Source organism: Natronomonas moolapensis 8.8.11, assembly GCF_000591055.1.
In the GTDB taxonomy this organism is placed as follows: domain Archaea; phylum Halobacteriota; class Halobacteria; order Halobacteriales; family Haloarculaceae; genus Natronomonas; species Natronomonas moolapensis.
In genome coordinates this window covers 2,401,428-2,415,556 of sequence record NC_020388.1, presented here as the reverse complement: position 1 = coordinate 2,415,556, position 14,129 = coordinate 2,401,428, and the positions used below count along the sequence as shown (strand labels likewise).

Below are 14,129 nucleotides of genomic sequence, written 5' to 3'. Positions count from 1 at the left end.
GGGAGCAAACCGAGGGCACCCCCGGTGTCGGCAGAATTTATAGAGATTCGAGGAGAATACTGGTGGCTTTAGCCACCAGATGAATCCGACAATTTACGTCACAAACCATCGTGCCGTACGTCGTGCGTGGAGAACTGGCGGTTGACTCGGTGCTCGCCACGGTTCATAGCCGGAAACAAACAGTAAGCCGACCACGCCGACAGTCATTAAACAATCAGGTAACTCGAAGCCCTTCAGCGGGTACGAGTAACGGCTTCGTGGCAACGCCACTGGCTGACTGTCCAGCAAACCGTAGACTCCCAACCGTCAGGATTGACCTGCCCGGCCAACACCGGGGGGGAGGCCCGCGCCTTTATCCGCGGGAGGATGTCACATACTAACGTAGTTTATAATTATATATGTCGGTCGACACACGACACCGCTGTCTGCAGTGCGGGTTCGAAGCGTCGCCGGACGACGACGCGTGGGGGACGATTCAACACCCGCCGCTGGGTGCGTTGACGCAGTGTCCCGAATGCGGGAGTACCGACACAATGACGCGCTGATCGGCCCGTCCGAAACCGACGACCGGCGGGTCGTCGCGGACTCACTCAATAGAATCGAGCGCGCCCGCGACGACCAACGGGAGAGTGATCGTCGCGTCGGCGTACACGGAAATGTTTCTGGCGTCCTTTTTTAATTTCCCCCACGAGCGGGCCTCGTCCAGCGTCGCCCCCGAGAGCCCGCCGGTCTGGGGCGGGTCCATGGTCAACTGGACGGCGTAGTCGTAGGCTCCCGGCGTCACGAGCATCGTCTGGAGGACGTAGTTCTTCGGGACGCCGCCGCCGACGAGCATTGCCGCGGTCGAGTCGGCCTCGTAGGCCAGGTCGTTCAGCGGCGACATATCGGCCAACGCGTCGAGCGAGAAGCCGCTGACTTGCGAGCGCAGCCACGCCTGCAACCCGAGCACGGAGTCTTGAATCGCGGGAGCGTGAACCGGGACGTCGTGTTCGTAGGCCGCGGCGGCGATGCCGGCGTCTTCGTCGACCCCCTCGCGCTCGTTGACCTCGGCGTTCGCCCGGCCGAGCTCGGCGGTGAACTCCGCGATCGAAACGACCGACTCGCCGATCGCGTCGAACACTTCGGCCCGGAGGTGCTCCTCGAACAGCGCAAAGTGCTCCTGTGGGAGATAGACGTTGTAGATCCGATCGACGCCCTCGTCGCGGAGCCGTTCGTCGAACGCCGTCTCCTCGTAGTCTGGGTGGTCGTGGCTGCCGTGGTGGTGTTTCCCGCCGATCGCCTCGATCGAGTCGTGGGTGAGGTTCGCGCCGGTGGTGACCAGGGCGTCGATGTGGCCCGCCCGGATGAGATCGGCGACGATGGCCCGCATTCCGGCGGGAACCATCGCGCCAGCCAACCCGAAAAAGACGGCCGTCTCCTCGTTGTCGAAGGCCGCCGCCGTGACGTCGATCGCCTCGGCGACGTCGGCCGCGCCGATCCCGGCGTTGCCGTACTGGGCGGCCAGTTCGGCGACGCTCATTCCGGCGCCGATCCGTGCGTGTTCGATCGGGTCGTGGTCGAACGCCTCCCGTTCGGGGGCGTCGTCCTCGTCAGTCATCGTCGCATGTGGGGGTGGCGACCGCTTAAATTCGCTGTTCCGTACTCGTCTTCGGCCGACGGAATCGGTGGCCAAGTAAATATGACCTACGGCATAATAAGCCTGCCGAAGCCGAAAACGACGGAATCCGGCCCCCTACCGGCGGGAATGGGGAGTCTTTATTACCGTTCGGTCAAAGGCTCATCGTGATGGCAGTGCCCGGTGCCGACAGGCAAAAATCCGCTGACGGGTGCCGGACGGGACGGGCCGGCCGAAGCGCCCACGACCGTCTGGAACGCAGTGGTGTATCGGCGCCTCCCGACCCGACGGGCCGACGACCGGTCGGTGGGGTCGGAACGTCCGGTGTGGGACCGGCCGTCGGCAACGCGGGCAGACGCAATCTTCGGACACTGGACCAGACCGCTGCAGCGGGCGACCGGTTCGTCCCCGAACCTCCAGCCATCGAGGGTGTTAGGGGACGAGCTGTCGTCGCGGGGCGATCGAATGCGGGGGGCGAACGGATCCCGGGCGTCGGATTGCGTTCTCGGCGCACGCGCCATCTGTTCGCGCCGTCCGGAACCACGTCCGGGCGCTCGTCGCCCCTCGGCCGCCGAACGACGGGCTCGCAGCGTCCGAGGAAGACGGCGACCGTGGCGAGCCCACGGGTTCGGATTCGGATACCAACGGTGATTATGAAATGAGTAGAGACGACGATTCCTGCAGCAACGGCAGTTGTGGCTGTGGGGACAACGACAACACAGAGGACGAATCGTTCCACCCGATGGGGGCCGATCACGAGTCCGAGATGCGGGAGATGCTCGACGAGACCGAGTACGACACCGATCTCGGGATGGACATGGCCGAGGACGCCATGAAACTCATTCAGGGTGAACTCTCCGAAGCGGAGTTCCACGAAAAGTACAACGAGGCCGTCGTAGAGGAGTTCGACGTCGACGACCGGCCGACGGTCGACGCCTTCGAGGAGATGCAGGCCACGGAGAGCGACGACGAACACGACGGAATCTTCCAGCGCCTCACGGGCGAGGAGGGCCTCGTCGAACAGCTGAAAAACGTCGACGCGGACACGAGCCAGAGTCGCCGGGACACGATGAAAAAGATGGGTGCCGGGGCTGCGGCACTCGGCCTCGGCGGCGTCGCCTCCGCACAGAGTTCGAGCGACCCCAAAGACGACGAGTTCGGCGCCGAACCGGTCGGTGACACCTCGGCGAGCGGAACGCAACTCGGAATGGTCATCGACCTCAACCGGTGTGACGGCTGTCTCGAGTGCGTCACCGGGTGCATTCAGGAGAACCAGACGTCGACCGGCGCGAACTGGATGTACGTCCTGACCTACGAGGACGAGAAGTCCGACCAGGAGAACTTCCTCGTCCGACCGTGTCAACACTGCACCAACGCGCCCTGCGAGAAGGTCTGTCCGGTGCGTGCGCGACACACACGCGACAAGGACGGCATCGTCCTCACCAACTACGAGATCTGTATCGGTTGTCGGTACTGTCAGGTCGCCTGCCCGTACGGCGTCAACTACTTCCAGTGGGGCGAACCCGACGTGCCGTACGAGGATCTCCCGGGCTCGGAGAACGACTACGAGGAGCTGAAAGGGATGCCCGACGAGGAGCGCCACCAGCAACTCGTCGACAGCAACGACCACATCCACGACGACCGCGGCCAGTGGGCCGATATGCGCCCACCGCAGGGCGTCATGGGCAAGTGTACGTACTGTCCCTCCCGCCAGGACGGCCACCAGGGCGAGGAGAAACAGGGTACGGTCGCCTGCATGGAAGCGTGTGACGCCGCGGGCATGAGCGCAATCCACTTCGGCGACATCAACGACCCTGAGAGCCGACCCCGACAGTACCTCCGCCAGCGCGCCGAACAGGAGTTCGAACGCGACACCGAACTCGACAACGGCGAGCAGTGGGGCGATACGGTCACGCCGTGGGCGAAGCTCTCGGCGTTCAAGTTGCTCGAGGACCTCGGCACACAGCCGAACGTCACCTACCTCGGCAACGAACCCGGACCCGAAGCCGAGCAGGTCGACGGCCCGGTCACCTACGAACAGATCGGCGTCGAGGACAACCGCAAAGAGCACCTCGATCAGTTCACCTTCGGGGCGGGTGACGACTAATGAGTTCGAGAACACCCAACACCGACGACATCGTCCGCCCGATGCAGAGCACCGCCAAATGGTATTACGTCGTCTTCGGGGCCGCCAGCGTCCTCGCGCTGGTCTGGTTCGGCCTCTGGACGATCCAGCTCAGCCGCGGGCTGGCTGTCACGAACCTCGCTGACTGGGGTTCGGCCGGCGGCGTCACCTGGGGACTCTACATCGGCGCGTTCATCTGGTGGGTCGGCATCGCACACGGCGGGATCATCCTCTCGGCCGCGGTCCGGCTGTTCGGGATGAAGCGATACCTCCCCGTCGCCCGTCTCGCCGAGTTGCTCACCATCGGCGCGTTGAGTATGGCCGGCTTCTACATCGTTATCCACGTCGGCCGCCCCGACCGCATCGTCACGAGCGTCGTTCAGGCGTACCCGGTGACGGTACACCAGTCGCCGCTGGTATGGGACGTGACGGTCATCACGATGTACATGGTGATGACGCTCACGTACCTCGGGTTGACAATCCGGTACGACCTCGCTCGAATCCGTGACGACCTGCCGAACATCCTCGAGCCGGTGTACAAGATCGCGACGATCGGCTACTCCGAGTCCGAGGACGAGGTCATAGAGCGGATCGTCTGGTGGCTCGCGCTCGGCGTCATCGTGATGGCCCCGCTGTTGTTGCACGGCGGCGTCATCCCGTGGCTCTTCGCGCTGTTGCCGTCGATGCCCGGCTGGCAGGGCGCCATCCAGGGCCCGCAGTTCCTGACTATCGCGCTCACCTCCGCCATCGCAGGCGTGATCATCCTCGCGCTCGCGCTCCGGCGCGCCTACGACTGGCATCACATCCTCACGGACGACGTGATCCGCGGACTGACGCTCTGGCTCGGGCTGTTCAGCCTGCTGTTCCTCTGGCTGCAGCTCCAGCAGGTCATCACGGGCGTCTACGCGGCGCCGCTGGATCAGCGGAGCTTCGCGGCGGCGAAAGTCACGAACCCCTACTACCAGTTCGCGATCGGCGTCGTCCTGCTGTCGCTGGCGTACATCTTCGCACAGGCTGTCAAGGCGCATCTGTTCAGCCCGATGCGCTCGCTTGCGGCGTCGCTTCTGGTGCTCGCGGGCACGCTGACCGAGAAGATCCTGTTCGTCTTCGAGGGCCTCGAGTACCCGACATTCGATATGTACTACAACACCCCCGGGCACTACTTCCCGAGTCCGATCGAGATCGGCTCGCTCGTCGGGACGATCGCGCTGTGTACGCTGTTTTTCCTCGTGATCGTAAAGGTCGTCCCGGTGATCGAACTGCACGCCATCGAGGAGCTCCGTGGCGAGGGCCACTCCCACGTGGAGGCTGATGACTGATGGTGGAGTTCGACGCCTGGAACTTCCTGTACCCCGGAACGTGGGTCATCTTCGTCGTCATCGGGACGCCGGTGTACGCCGCGATCCTCGGGTGGTTCCTCGGGAAGCCGCGTGACATGGAGAAGGCGCTGATGGCGCTGACGTATCTCATCGGCTTCATTATCTCGATGTGGGTCGGACTCTACGTTCTGACCCAGATCATCGGGTTAGTCTTCCCGCCCGCAATGTAGGCGGACGGCGGTCGCGTCTCTTTTCGATCGCGCGGTGTCCCTGGCGACGGGGTGTAAAAAAATAAAGCCTCATACGTCCGCCCGCCGTAGTGAAATCGATCAGATGACCGAAATCGAAGCGGAACTCGAAACGCGGCTGCGGGAGATCGAGGACCCACTCGTCGGCGAGGACATCGTGACGATGGGGCTGATAAACGACGTGTCGATCGACGACGGGACGGCGTCGATCTCACTCGCGTTCAACACCCCCTTCGCCCCCGCGGAACTCGAGTTGGGCAACGCCATCCGCGAGGCGGTACAGGACGTCGACCTCGACCCGGACCTCTACGCCGAGGCGGGCGAGGCACAGGGCTTCGACGAGGAGGTCATGCCGAACGTCCGCAACGTCGTCGCCGTCGCCTCCGGCAAGGGCGGCGTCGGGAAGACGACGGTCGCGGCCAACCTCGCGGCCGGCCTCGAACAGATGGGCGCACGTGTCGGCCTGCTCGACGCCGACATCCACGGTCCCAACGTCCCGCGTGTCCTCCCGGTCGAGGAGGAACCGGGCGTGACGCCACAGGAGAAGATCGTCCCGCCGACGTCCGACGGCGTCAAGATTATGAGCATGGACTTTCTCGTCGGCGAGAAGGACGATCCGGCCATCCTCCGCGGCCCGATGGTCAACAACGTGATGACGCACTTCTTCGAGAACGTCGAGTGGGGATCACTCGACTACTTAGTCGTCGACCTGCCGCCGGGCACCGGGGACGCCTCCCTGGATCTCGTCCAGACGCTGCCCGTCGCCGGCGTCGCCATCGTCACGACCCCCCAGCAGATGGCGGTCGACGACGCCCGCAAGGGGCTTCGGCTCTTCGAGAAGCACGAAACGCCCGTGTTGGGCATCGTCGAGAACATGAGCCTGTATCACTGCCCGAGCTGTGAGGAGACCCACGACCCCTTCGGACGCGGGGGCGCCCGGGAAATCTCCGACTCCTACGACGTCGAGTTGCTCGGGCAGATCCCGATCCACGAGGACTTCGGGGCCGACGGCACCACTGACCCGGTCGTCAAACTCGGGGACAGCCCCGTCCGGGAGCCGATGGTCGAACTGGCCGATTCGATCGCCGACCGCATCGGCGAGGTCAACCGCCGGAAGGTAGCCGACATGCTCGATCTCGGCGGGCGCGAGGAGGACAAAAGCCCCGTCGAGGAGTCGACGGGAAGCGAGACCGGGCCAAAACTGTAGGGACGGCGGACCGTCGCCCGTTTTCGGTCCCACATTTGTTTTGTTCCCCCGCGGATCACGGCGCTTTATTATCCCCGAATACCACCTCATGGTATGAGCTTGACCGACCGGCAGTTCGAGCAGTACCAGACGGACGGGTACGTCGTCGTCGAGGACGTCCTCTCGGGGGCAGAGGTGTCGGGGCTGAAGACGCGCCTCCAAGAGTACGTCCGCGGCGACCGCGAGGAGGAGGACTTCGAGCGGATGCTCGAACCCTCCGTCGACCCCGCGGAGTTCGAACGTGAGGGTGATCCCGTACGGAAATTCGAGGGCGTCGGAATGGCCCGCGAGGACGACGCCTTCGCCGACCTCGCGACCCACGAGGAAATTCTCGAGGTGGTCACGCAGTTGCAGGGACCGAACCTGAAACTGCTGCGGTGTGCCGGGATGCTCAAACCGCCCGGCGTCGGCAGCGCAAAGACGTTTCACCAGGACGCGGCCTACTACCCCATTCACCCGATGGACCACGTGACGGTGTGGGTCGCACTCGACGAGGCGACGACCGAGAACGGCTGTATGCAGGTCGTGCCCGGGGCGCACACCGACGGCCTGCTGGAACACGAGACCCAGGAGTACGACACTGACATCACGGTTTCCGAACGCGACTACGACGAGAGCGACACCGAGACGCTGCCGATGGACCCCGGCGACGCGCTGTTTCAACACTGTCTGTTGCCCCACTACACCGCCTCCAACGGGAGCGATCGGTGGCGGCGGGCGATGATCGTCGCCTACATGCGCTCGCGCTCGCGGTTCAGCACCGACGATCGCCCCGAGTGGGTCGACAGCTTGACAGTTGCCGGCGAGGCGTTCCCGGGGTGCGTATAATGGCCTCGATCGCGCGCCTCCGTGGCTACGCGGGCGAGATGGGTCCCTCGTGGGTCGCGGGCGCCATCGCGGCCGGTCCAGCGACGATGGCGAGTCTCATCACCGGCGGCGCGGCCTACGGCTACGACCTCCTGTGGGTCGTGGTGCTGTCGGCCTTCGCCGGCGCGCTCGCGCAGTACCTCGCGATGCGTCTGGGGTTGCTCACCGAGTCCGGCATCGTCAGTGTGGTCGAGTCCCACCTCGGCGAATGGTGGGCGTGGCTTTTGGTCGCGGACGTCGTCGTTGCCGCCGGCGTCGCCCAGCTCGTGATCATGAACACGCTCGCGAGCGTCTCGGCGACGATCACGGGAACCGACGCCTGGATCTGGGGGCTCGTCTGGGCTATCGTGCTCGCGCTTGGCCTCGCGGGCCAGGGCTACGGGCTCCTCGAGAGCGCGGCGAAGCTCATCGTCGCCACGGTGGTCGTCGCCTTCGTTGTCTCGCTGTTCGTCGTGCCGGTGGACCCGGGGGCGGCCGTCGGCGGACTCGTCCCGTCGCTCCCCGGCGGCGGTGCGCTCGTTGCCGCGGGCATCCTCGGCGGCGCGGTCCACATCTCGCTCATCACGATGCACTCCTACACGATGCGGGCGAAAGGCTGGACCGACCGCGAGTACGGGCTGGCGACGTTCGACATCGGCGCCTCGATGCTCGTCGCCTTCGGGATCTACAGCGTCGCGATCTTCCTCGTCGCGGCGAGCGTTCTCTCGGACCCCGATCTCACCACCGTCGGCGCCGCACAGGCGCTCGGCCCGCTGGTCGGCGAGAACGCCAGGTGGCTCTTTTTGCTCGGTCTCGGCGGCGCGGCGGTGTCGACGCTCGGCGGCAACACCATCGTCCCGCCGTTCGTCCTCGCCGACAAACTCGGCTGGGGGACGACCGTAGAGGACCCGCGCTATCGGGGCCTCCTGGCCGCCGTTGCGCTCCTCTCTGCCCCCGGCGCGGCGATCGGCGGGCAGGTGATCGGCCAACTCGTCCTCGTCCTCGCGCTCGGGACGGTCGGGACGCCCTTCGCCATCGCGTTGGTGATCTACCTGTTGAATTCCCCGGCGGTGTCGCGGCCGACCGCCACGGCGACGAACGTCGGCGGTCTGGCGTTGCTCTCGGTGTCGGGTGCCCTCGCCGCGAACTTCCTCCGCGAGCAGATTGCGGCGGGACTCGGCCCGCTTTCGGGGGCCGTGTTGGCCTTCGGGATCGTTCTCGCGCTCGCGATGGTCGTGCTGTTGGCGAAGTACGCGCGCGAACAGTTCCGAACGGAGGACGCCACCGTCGAACCGGCCGATTGACCGACGACACGGCTTCGGGCCGGTCACTGACGCGATACCGCCCCGAACCCGCGCTTCGGCCCTCGGCCGCCGACAACCGTGGCGTTCAGCTGTATCCACGCCAGCGGTGGCCGCACTCGGTGCATTTAAAAAAGCGCGTCGGCGGCTCGTCGGCGCTTCCGGTCTGTTTGATCGTGTACCACGCCTTGTCGTGGCCGCACTCGTCGCAAATCACGTCCGTCGCGGTCGGTTTCCCCTCGAAGTCCGCGTCGGGGGAGGACTCGATCACGTCGTCGTCGGTCTGCGTCTCGGTGCTGACGAACGACTCGGCGCGCTCTCGGTCCTTCCGTTGGCTCGCGCCACAGGACGAACAGACCATCTCGTCGCCGTCGACGTGCATCAGGGAGCCGCACTCCTCGCAGAACTGCATGGGATACCCGAAGGCCTTCGGCGACAAAAGCGTGCGGACTCGGGGCGGCCCGCGCCGGCGTCTCACCCCTCGTCCGGAAATACCGTATCCGCGCGCCGCCGGTCGGCGACCACGGGGCAGTTCCGAACCCGGAACTCGTCGACCCCGACCACCTCGACGATCTCGGTGTCGGGGTTGTTGCAGGCCAGTTCCGGCGGTTCCGAGAAGTGCTTGCACTTCTTGCAGTACTGTTCCTTTCGAACGACGGCGTCCGCGCCTTCTTCGGTCTCCGCCTCGGGACCGGTGTCGCCCCCGGATTCCTCGAAGACCGCCTCCCAGACCGCCTCCTCGTCGAGGTCGGCGGTCTCCATCTCTTCGAAGACGTCCGCATCGAAGACGTCCTCCTCAAAAACATCTTCTTCGAAGACGTCCGCATCGAAGACGTCCTCTTCGGGGGGCGCGTCCGGGACGTCCAACTCGGCGAGGGGATCTTCCCCAGCGGGAGCGGCTGACGCACCCTCACCGGAGCGGTCCCTGTCCGGATCGGGGGGATCGACGTCGGCCCGGTCTGCGGCACCGCCGGCGCCCGGGGCCTCTAATTCCTCGAAGGGATCTTCGATTCCGACGTCCGATTCGGCGTCGGCCAGTTCGGCAAACGGGTCCTCGAGGTCGTCGTGGTCGTCCGAGTCGGAGGCCGGTTCCCGATCGGTCGAGTCGTCCGGAGGCTCTTCACTCATCCGAGCCTCCGGCCGGCCTCGTCTGGCCGACGCCGGCAGCGGAGTCCGCTTCGACGTTCCCGCCGTCGCCGTCGCCGGCCTCGGCCTCGGCCTCGGGAGCCCCCTCGCCGTCGTCCACAACAGTGAGCGTCGGCCGCTTAAACCACCGCAGCACTGAAGAGGGCGTCTCGAGACCATCGAACCCGCGTTCGCAGTGCGGACAGGCCGCCTCCGAAAGCAGGCCGATCCGGATCGGCTCCCCACAGGACGCACAGTTCGCCTCGAAGGCCCCCGTTCTGTTTGCATCCCGTCGAATCCCGTGCAATCGCTCTTCGGAGTCGGCCTCGGCCGCCTCCCGGCGGTTGCGGGCGACGACGGCGCGGGCGATCCGGTCCAGTTTGCTCTCGGCGGTGTCGATGCGATCGGCGTTCGATTCGACCGCGTCGCCGAACCGATCGACCGACTCTTCGAGCCCCTCGAGGGCTTGCACCTCGGATTCGACCGCCTCCAGTGCCGTCGAGAGCTCATCGATCCGGTCGGCGAGCGACCGAAACTCCCCGTGGGAGTGCTCCGCCGGTGCCCGTTCCTCGACGGCGTCGCGCAACTGGAGTACGCGTTCGCGGACGTCCTCGACGTTGGTGGCGAGTTTCGTCTCGACGTCGTCGACTCGGCTGTCGGTTCGCTCCACTCTGGCGTCGACGTCCTCGAGTCGATCCTCGAGTGTTTCGATCCAGTTCTCGTCGAGGTCGGCCGCGGACCGGTGGGTTTCGAGTAGCTGTACGAGCAACGCTTCGGGCTCCATCCCGAGCGTCGCTGCCCGCTCGTCTAGCCACTCCGAGAGCGACGGCGGCAGCGTCACCGATAGTTTTGGGTCCCCGGCCGACTCGGTAGCCATCACGAAAGTGTATGCCCGAGGGAGTGTTAAGCGTTCTGTCGGTTATCAGCCCTGAGGGCCGCCTCAGCGGATCTTCCGAACGTCGCTGATGTCGAAGCCGGACTCACCGATCTCGGTCTCGAACTGGACGATGTCCTCGGCCTCGATCCGCGAAAGCACCCCGCGAAACTGTTTGACGACCATCGTCCGGTCCCGCATCGACCCGCCGCTTTCCCACCGGAACAGCAGGGTGCCGTCGGCGGCGTCGACCAGCTGGCCGTGTCGGCGATCGTCGAGCGATTCGCGGCTGACGTGGAGGAGGACCATCCCACCCCATTTAAAAGCTATCCGCGAGATCCCCTTCAGGATGACGGGAACGTCGTCCCACCCGAGGTCGTCCGTCGGCGCGTCGACGAGATCGGAGATCGAGTCGATGATGACGAGGTTCCCGGACGCGTGTTCGGTCAGGGTGTCCCCGAGCGCCTCGGGGACGCTCCTGCGGTCCTGTTCGCTGCCGAGTTGGGTGATCACGTCCGTCCGATCGGAGTACCACTCCCGCGGGACGGGGCTGAGCTGGAAGTACTCGCCCGAGAGGTCGTGAAACGTGACCGACTCGGCGGCCGTCGAGACGATCTCGTCGTCCATCGCGAGCGACATCTCCCGCCGGAGCTGTTTTTTTTCGGCAGTAAAGGAGATGTAGTGGACCTCCGGCGGGGTTGCCGTTCCCGGCGGAAGGTCGCCGTAGTACAACTCGAAGAGGTCCGGGTCGTTCTCGGCGAGCGCGTTCATCAACGCAGCGGTATAAATGAACTCCCGGGCGCCCGCCCCGGCCTCCCCCGAGAGCAACACGACGCTCCCCGGCGGCGCCCCCCCACCGATGGTCGTGTCCAGCCGCCTGATCCCGAACGGGATGCGGTCCATACATTTGTTCCGAACGCGGTAGGAACAAAAACGTTACCGGAGGTGCCGGAGCCGCGCCCCTTCGTTTTGGGGGCGTGCGACGTGGACTTGCCCCCCGACGCCGACCGAGGCGAGCGCCCTCTCGGCGTCCGACCGGGCTTTCTTCGCCCCTGCAGCGTCGGTGACACCGTACACGGCCGGTCCCCACGAGGACTGGCCGACGCCGCGAACCGCCGGCGACGCCGCCAACTCGTCGATGAGCCGACCCGCCGGGGGGCGGTAGACGCCGCCCTGCTCGTCGGCGTACCACGCGCCGTTGAGACGGCCGAAATCGCCGACCGCGTCGCCGAAGGCATCGAGACGCCCCTCGGCGGCGGCGGGCAGGAGCCGACGGGTCAAAAGCGACGCGAGCGAGTCCGCAACGGCGGGATCGGCGCGTTCGATGACGCTTTGCATGCTCTCGTCCTCGCCGTCGCCGCTCCGTCCGGCCTCGGCCTCGGGCAGCACGATCAGGAACCGCCAGTCCCCGGGGAGGTCCTGACGCGCGGTGACCGCTGGAACGCTCCACTCCCCGGCTTCGGGCGGGCTCGTGGTGAAGCGCTCGGTCGGGTGCCCCGAATCGACGACGAACCCGCCCGACTCGAACGCCGCGACGCCGACGCCGCTTCGGCCTCCCCGGTTGAGCGAGGGCGCCAACCCGCGGACGTCCGGCTCGCGGCCGTGGGCCCGGCCGACGGCCGCAAGCGTCGCGAGCGCGGTCTGGGTGCCGCTTCCCAGGCCGACGTGACGCGGCAGTGTCTCGACGACGTCGATGTCGACGCCGTCGACGCCGAACACCGAGCAACTCCGCTCGGCGTACTCCGCGACGAGGTCGTCCTCACAGACGACCCGGTCGGCCGGCTCCGCCTCCAGGACAACCCGGGGCGCGTCGAGTGCGATGCCGACGCCGCCGTAGAGCCGTTTGTGCGCCAACGAGAGGTTCTGAAACCCGACGTGGAGTCTCCCGCCGACGTCGACCCGAACGCGCATTACCCGCGATACGGCGGGCGCGCTGTTGTGGCTTTCGACAGCGGCGGGCCGCTCAGACGGCGAGGCCGTCGACGACGATTGCGACTAGCACCAATCCGAGGTAGGCGTTGGAGGCGTGGAACGCCCTGAAAGCGGCCCCCTCGGAGCGCTCGTAATGAAGCCGGATGACCATCCACAGGAACACCGCCCCGAGCGAGACGGTGGTTGCGCCGTAGAGCCAGCCGAGGTCCGACACCGCGGCGAGCGCTCCCGCCCCGAGCAGCGTCGCGCCGAGATACAGCAGGATGTGTTTCCGTGTCTCGGTGTCGCCGCGGACGACCGGCATCATCGGGAAGCCACCGCGCTCGTAGTCGTCGCGGTAGGCCAACGCGAGATTATAAAAGTGTGCCGGCGTCCACAGGAAAATAACCCCCGCCAAGACGAGGCCGACGGTCCCCACCGTTCCGGTCACGGCGGCGTATCCAATGAGTGCGGGAAGTGCTCCTGCAGCCCCGCCGAGCACCGTGTTCTGTACCGTATTGGGCTTTAACACGAGCGTATACACGATGCTGTAGAAGCCGATCGCAGCCAGCCCGAGCGCGGCGGTGAGGAGGTTCACCGACAGGAACGCCCAGAGCGAGGCGACGGTCAACAGGCCGCCGAAAGCCAGCGCGTTCGCTACGGGGACCTCGTGGGTCGCAAGGGGCCGATCGGCGGTTCGGTCCATTCGCTTGTCGACGTCCCGCTCGAGGACGTGGTTGAACGTGCCCGACGCGCCGATAGCGAGGACGCCGCCGCCGAGTGTCGCGACGACCGTCCGGATCGGCGGCGTCCCCGCCAGCACCATCCCGGCGCCAGCGACGAGACAGAGCAGCCACATCAGCCGTGGTTTCATCAGCCGGACGTACGCACCGAGTGTGGCCTTGATACGTTCGGTCCCGGAGAGAGTCGGGGCCGATCCGGTGGCGTCGCCCTCGGTTGCTGGCGGCGCGGGATCGGGGACCGTCTCGGGGGCGTCGTCGCTTCCAGTTTCGGTCTCCAACTGCCACGCCAGCGCCAACACCAGCGCAGCGAAGATGACCATCGCGGCGAGGAGATGGAGCCGATCGACGGCCGTGCCGGTCGCGACGACCGCGCCCACCGCGGCCTGGATCGGGTACAGACACAGTGCTACGAGGAGCGCGCTCCGGACACGCTGGCTCCCGCGGCGCCAGCCGACCGCGGCGGTCGCCGCCACGAGCACCCCGACGACCGCGGCCACGAGGCGATGGAAAATCGCCACCAGCACGGACGGATTCGAGAGGTCGCCCTGGCAGAGCGGCCAGCCGCCGCACGCGGCCGCAGCGTCCGACAGCGCAGCGGTCGAGCCGACCACGACGAGCATGTACACGCCGACGACCGACGCCGCGAGCAGCGGCACGAACCCCACTGGCCGAAGTGTCGACGATCGCATTATCTGACTTCTTTGCGTGCGTGCACTTAGCCTTCTTGCTTCCAGCCGACCCGGGGGAAGTCGGCACATATTTGAGGAATACTCCCC

13 protein-coding genes are annotated in these 14,129 nt (G+C 66.3%); 6 read left to right on the top strand and 7 right to left on the bottom strand.

The genetic code is table 11. The features are described 5' to 3' along the window. Positions 1 to 586: 586 nt before the first annotated feature. Positions 587 to 1,597 (bottom strand): deoxyhypusine synthase, encoded by a 1,011-nt coding sequence (locus NMLP_RS11650; RefSeq protein ID WP_015410316.1) that lies wholly within the window; start codon positions 1,595 to 1,597, stop codon positions 587 to 589. Between the two features lie 676 nt (positions 1,598 to 2,273). On the opposite strand from NMLP_RS11650, the gene NMLP_RS16220 reads away from it, so the two are divergent. From NMLP_RS16220 to NMLP_RS11620, 6 genes are all read left to right on the top strand, one after another. Continuing rightward, positions 2,274 to 3,722 (top strand): 4Fe-4S ferredoxin N-terminal domain-containing protein, encoded by a 1,449-nt coding sequence (locus NMLP_RS16220; protein WP_015410315.1) that lies wholly within the window; start codon positions 2,274 to 2,276, stop codon positions 3,720 to 3,722. Further along, positions 3,722 to 5,059, top strand: a complete 1,338-nt coding sequence (gene nrfD / locus NMLP_RS11640; protein ID WP_015410314.1) for an NrfD/PsrC family molybdoenzyme membrane anchor subunit — start codon at positions 3,722 to 3,724, stop codon at positions 5,057 to 5,059. The genes NMLP_RS16220 and nrfD overlap by 1 nt, the downstream gene beginning before the upstream one ends. Continuing rightward, positions 5,059 to 5,289: a hypothetical protein gene (locus NMLP_RS11635; RefSeq protein WP_015410313.1), complete on the top strand. Its 231-nt coding sequence runs from the start codon at positions 5,059 to 5,061 to the stop codon at positions 5,287 to 5,289. The genes nrfD and NMLP_RS11635 overlap by 1 nt, the downstream gene beginning before the upstream one ends. Positions 5,290 to 5,392: 103 nt before the next feature. Further along, positions 5,393 to 6,514 (top strand): Mrp/NBP35 family ATP-binding protein, encoded by a 1,122-nt coding sequence (locus tag NMLP_RS11630; RefSeq protein ID WP_015410312.1) that lies wholly within the window; start codon positions 5,393 to 5,395, stop codon positions 6,512 to 6,514. Between the two features lie 93 nt (positions 6,515 to 6,607). Then, positions 6,608 to 7,381: a phytanoyl-CoA dioxygenase family protein gene (locus NMLP_RS11625; protein WP_015410311.1), complete on the top strand. Its 774-nt coding sequence runs from the start codon at positions 6,608 to 6,610 to the stop codon at positions 7,379 to 7,381. Next, positions 7,381 to 8,703: an NRAMP family divalent metal transporter gene (locus NMLP_RS11620; protein WP_015410310.1), complete on the top strand. Its 1,323-nt coding sequence runs from the start codon at positions 7,381 to 7,383 to the stop codon at positions 8,701 to 8,703. The genes NMLP_RS11625 and NMLP_RS11620 overlap by 1 nt, the downstream gene beginning before the upstream one ends. Before the next feature lie 85 nt (positions 8,704 to 8,788). On the opposite strand, the gene NMLP_RS11615 is transcribed toward NMLP_RS11620, so the two are convergent. The 6 genes from NMLP_RS11615 to NMLP_RS11590 all read right to left on the bottom strand — a co-directional run bounded on the left by NMLP_RS11615 (position 8,789) and on the right by NMLP_RS11590 (position 14,042). Further along, positions 8,789 to 9,112 (bottom strand): transcription factor S, encoded by a 324-nt coding sequence (locus NMLP_RS11615; RefSeq protein ID WP_015410309.1) that lies wholly within the window; start codon positions 9,110 to 9,112, stop codon positions 8,789 to 8,791. A 62-nt stretch (positions 9,113 to 9,174) separates the two neighbouring features. Further along, positions 9,175 to 9,828 (bottom strand): hypothetical protein, encoded by a 654-nt coding sequence (locus tag NMLP_RS11610; RefSeq protein ID WP_015410308.1) that lies wholly within the window; start codon positions 9,826 to 9,828, stop codon positions 9,175 to 9,177. After that, a complete protein-coding gene (locus tag NMLP_RS11605; RefSeq protein WP_015410307.1) occupies positions 9,821 to 10,702 on the bottom strand; it encodes a hypothetical protein in 882 nt (293 codons plus the stop codon). The genes NMLP_RS11610 and NMLP_RS11605 overlap by 8 nt, the downstream gene beginning before the upstream one ends. A gap of 63 nt (positions 10,703 to 10,765) precedes the next feature. Then, positions 10,766 to 11,602, bottom strand: coding sequence for an RAD55 family ATPase (locus NMLP_RS11600; protein ID WP_015410306.1), 837 nt, complete (start codon positions 11,600 to 11,602; stop codon positions 10,766 to 10,768). A gap of 33 nt (positions 11,603 to 11,635) precedes the next feature. Then, a complete protein-coding gene (locus NMLP_RS11595) occupies positions 11,636 to 12,610 on the bottom strand; it encodes a beta-ribofuranosylaminobenzene 5'-phosphate synthase family protein (protein WP_015410305.1) in 975 nt (324 codons plus the stop codon). Positions 12,611 to 12,662: 52 nt separating this feature from the next. Then, complete coding sequence (locus NMLP_RS11590; protein WP_015410304.1) at positions 12,663 to 14,042, bottom strand: heme o synthase; 1,380 nt, start codon at positions 14,040 to 14,042, stop codon at positions 12,663 to 12,665. Between the last annotated feature and the right edge of the window lie 87 nt (positions 14,043 to 14,129).

Bases quoted from the DNA above. Each gene is read 5' to 3' on its own strand.
- NMLP_RS11615 (WP_015410309.1), bottom strand. From the start codon at position 9,112: ATGCAGTTCTGCGAGGAGTGCGGCTCCCTGATGCACGTCGACGGCGAC.
- NMLP_RS11590 (WP_015410304.1), bottom strand. From the start codon at position 14,042: ATGCGATCGTCGACACTTCGGCCAGTGGGGTTCGTGCCGCTGCTCGCG.
- NMLP_RS11635 (WP_015410313.1), top strand. From the start codon at position 5,059: ATGGTGGAGTTCGACGCCTGGAACTTCCTGTACCCCGGAACGTGGGTC.
- NMLP_RS11600 (WP_015410306.1), bottom strand. From the start codon at position 11,602: ATGGACCGCATCCCGTTCGGGATCAGGCGGCTGGACACGACCATCGGT.
- NMLP_RS11630 (WP_015410312.1), top strand. From the start codon at position 5,393: ATGACCGAAATCGAAGCGGAACTCGAAACGCGGCTGCGGGAGATCGAG.
- NMLP_RS11605 (WP_015410307.1), bottom strand. From the start codon at position 10,702: ATGGCTACCGAGTCGGCCGGGGACCCAAAACTATCGGTGACGCTGCCG.
- nrfD (WP_015410314.1), top strand. From the start codon at position 3,722: ATGAGTTCGAGAACACCCAACACCGACGACATCGTCCGCCCGATGCAG.
- NMLP_RS11595 (WP_015410305.1), bottom strand. From the start codon at position 12,610: ATGCGCGTTCGGGTCGACGTCGGCGGGAGACTCCACGTCGGGTTTCAG.
- NMLP_RS16220 (WP_015410315.1), top strand. From the start codon at position 2,274: ATGAGTAGAGACGACGATTCCTGCAGCAACGGCAGTTGTGGCTGTGGG.
- NMLP_RS11650 (WP_015410316.1), bottom strand. From the start codon at position 1,597: ATGACTGACGAGGACGACGCCCCCGAACGGGAGGCGTTCGACCACGAC.
- NMLP_RS11625 (WP_015410311.1), top strand. From the start codon at position 6,608: ATGAGCTTGACCGACCGGCAGTTCGAGCAGTACCAGACGGACGGGTAC.
- NMLP_RS11610 (WP_015410308.1), bottom strand. From the start codon at position 9,828: ATGAGTGAAGAGCCTCCGGACGACTCGACCGATCGGGAACCGGCCTCC.
- NMLP_RS11620 (WP_015410310.1), top strand. From the start codon at position 7,381: ATGGCCTCGATCGCGCGCCTCCGTGGCTACGCGGGCGAGATGGGTCCC.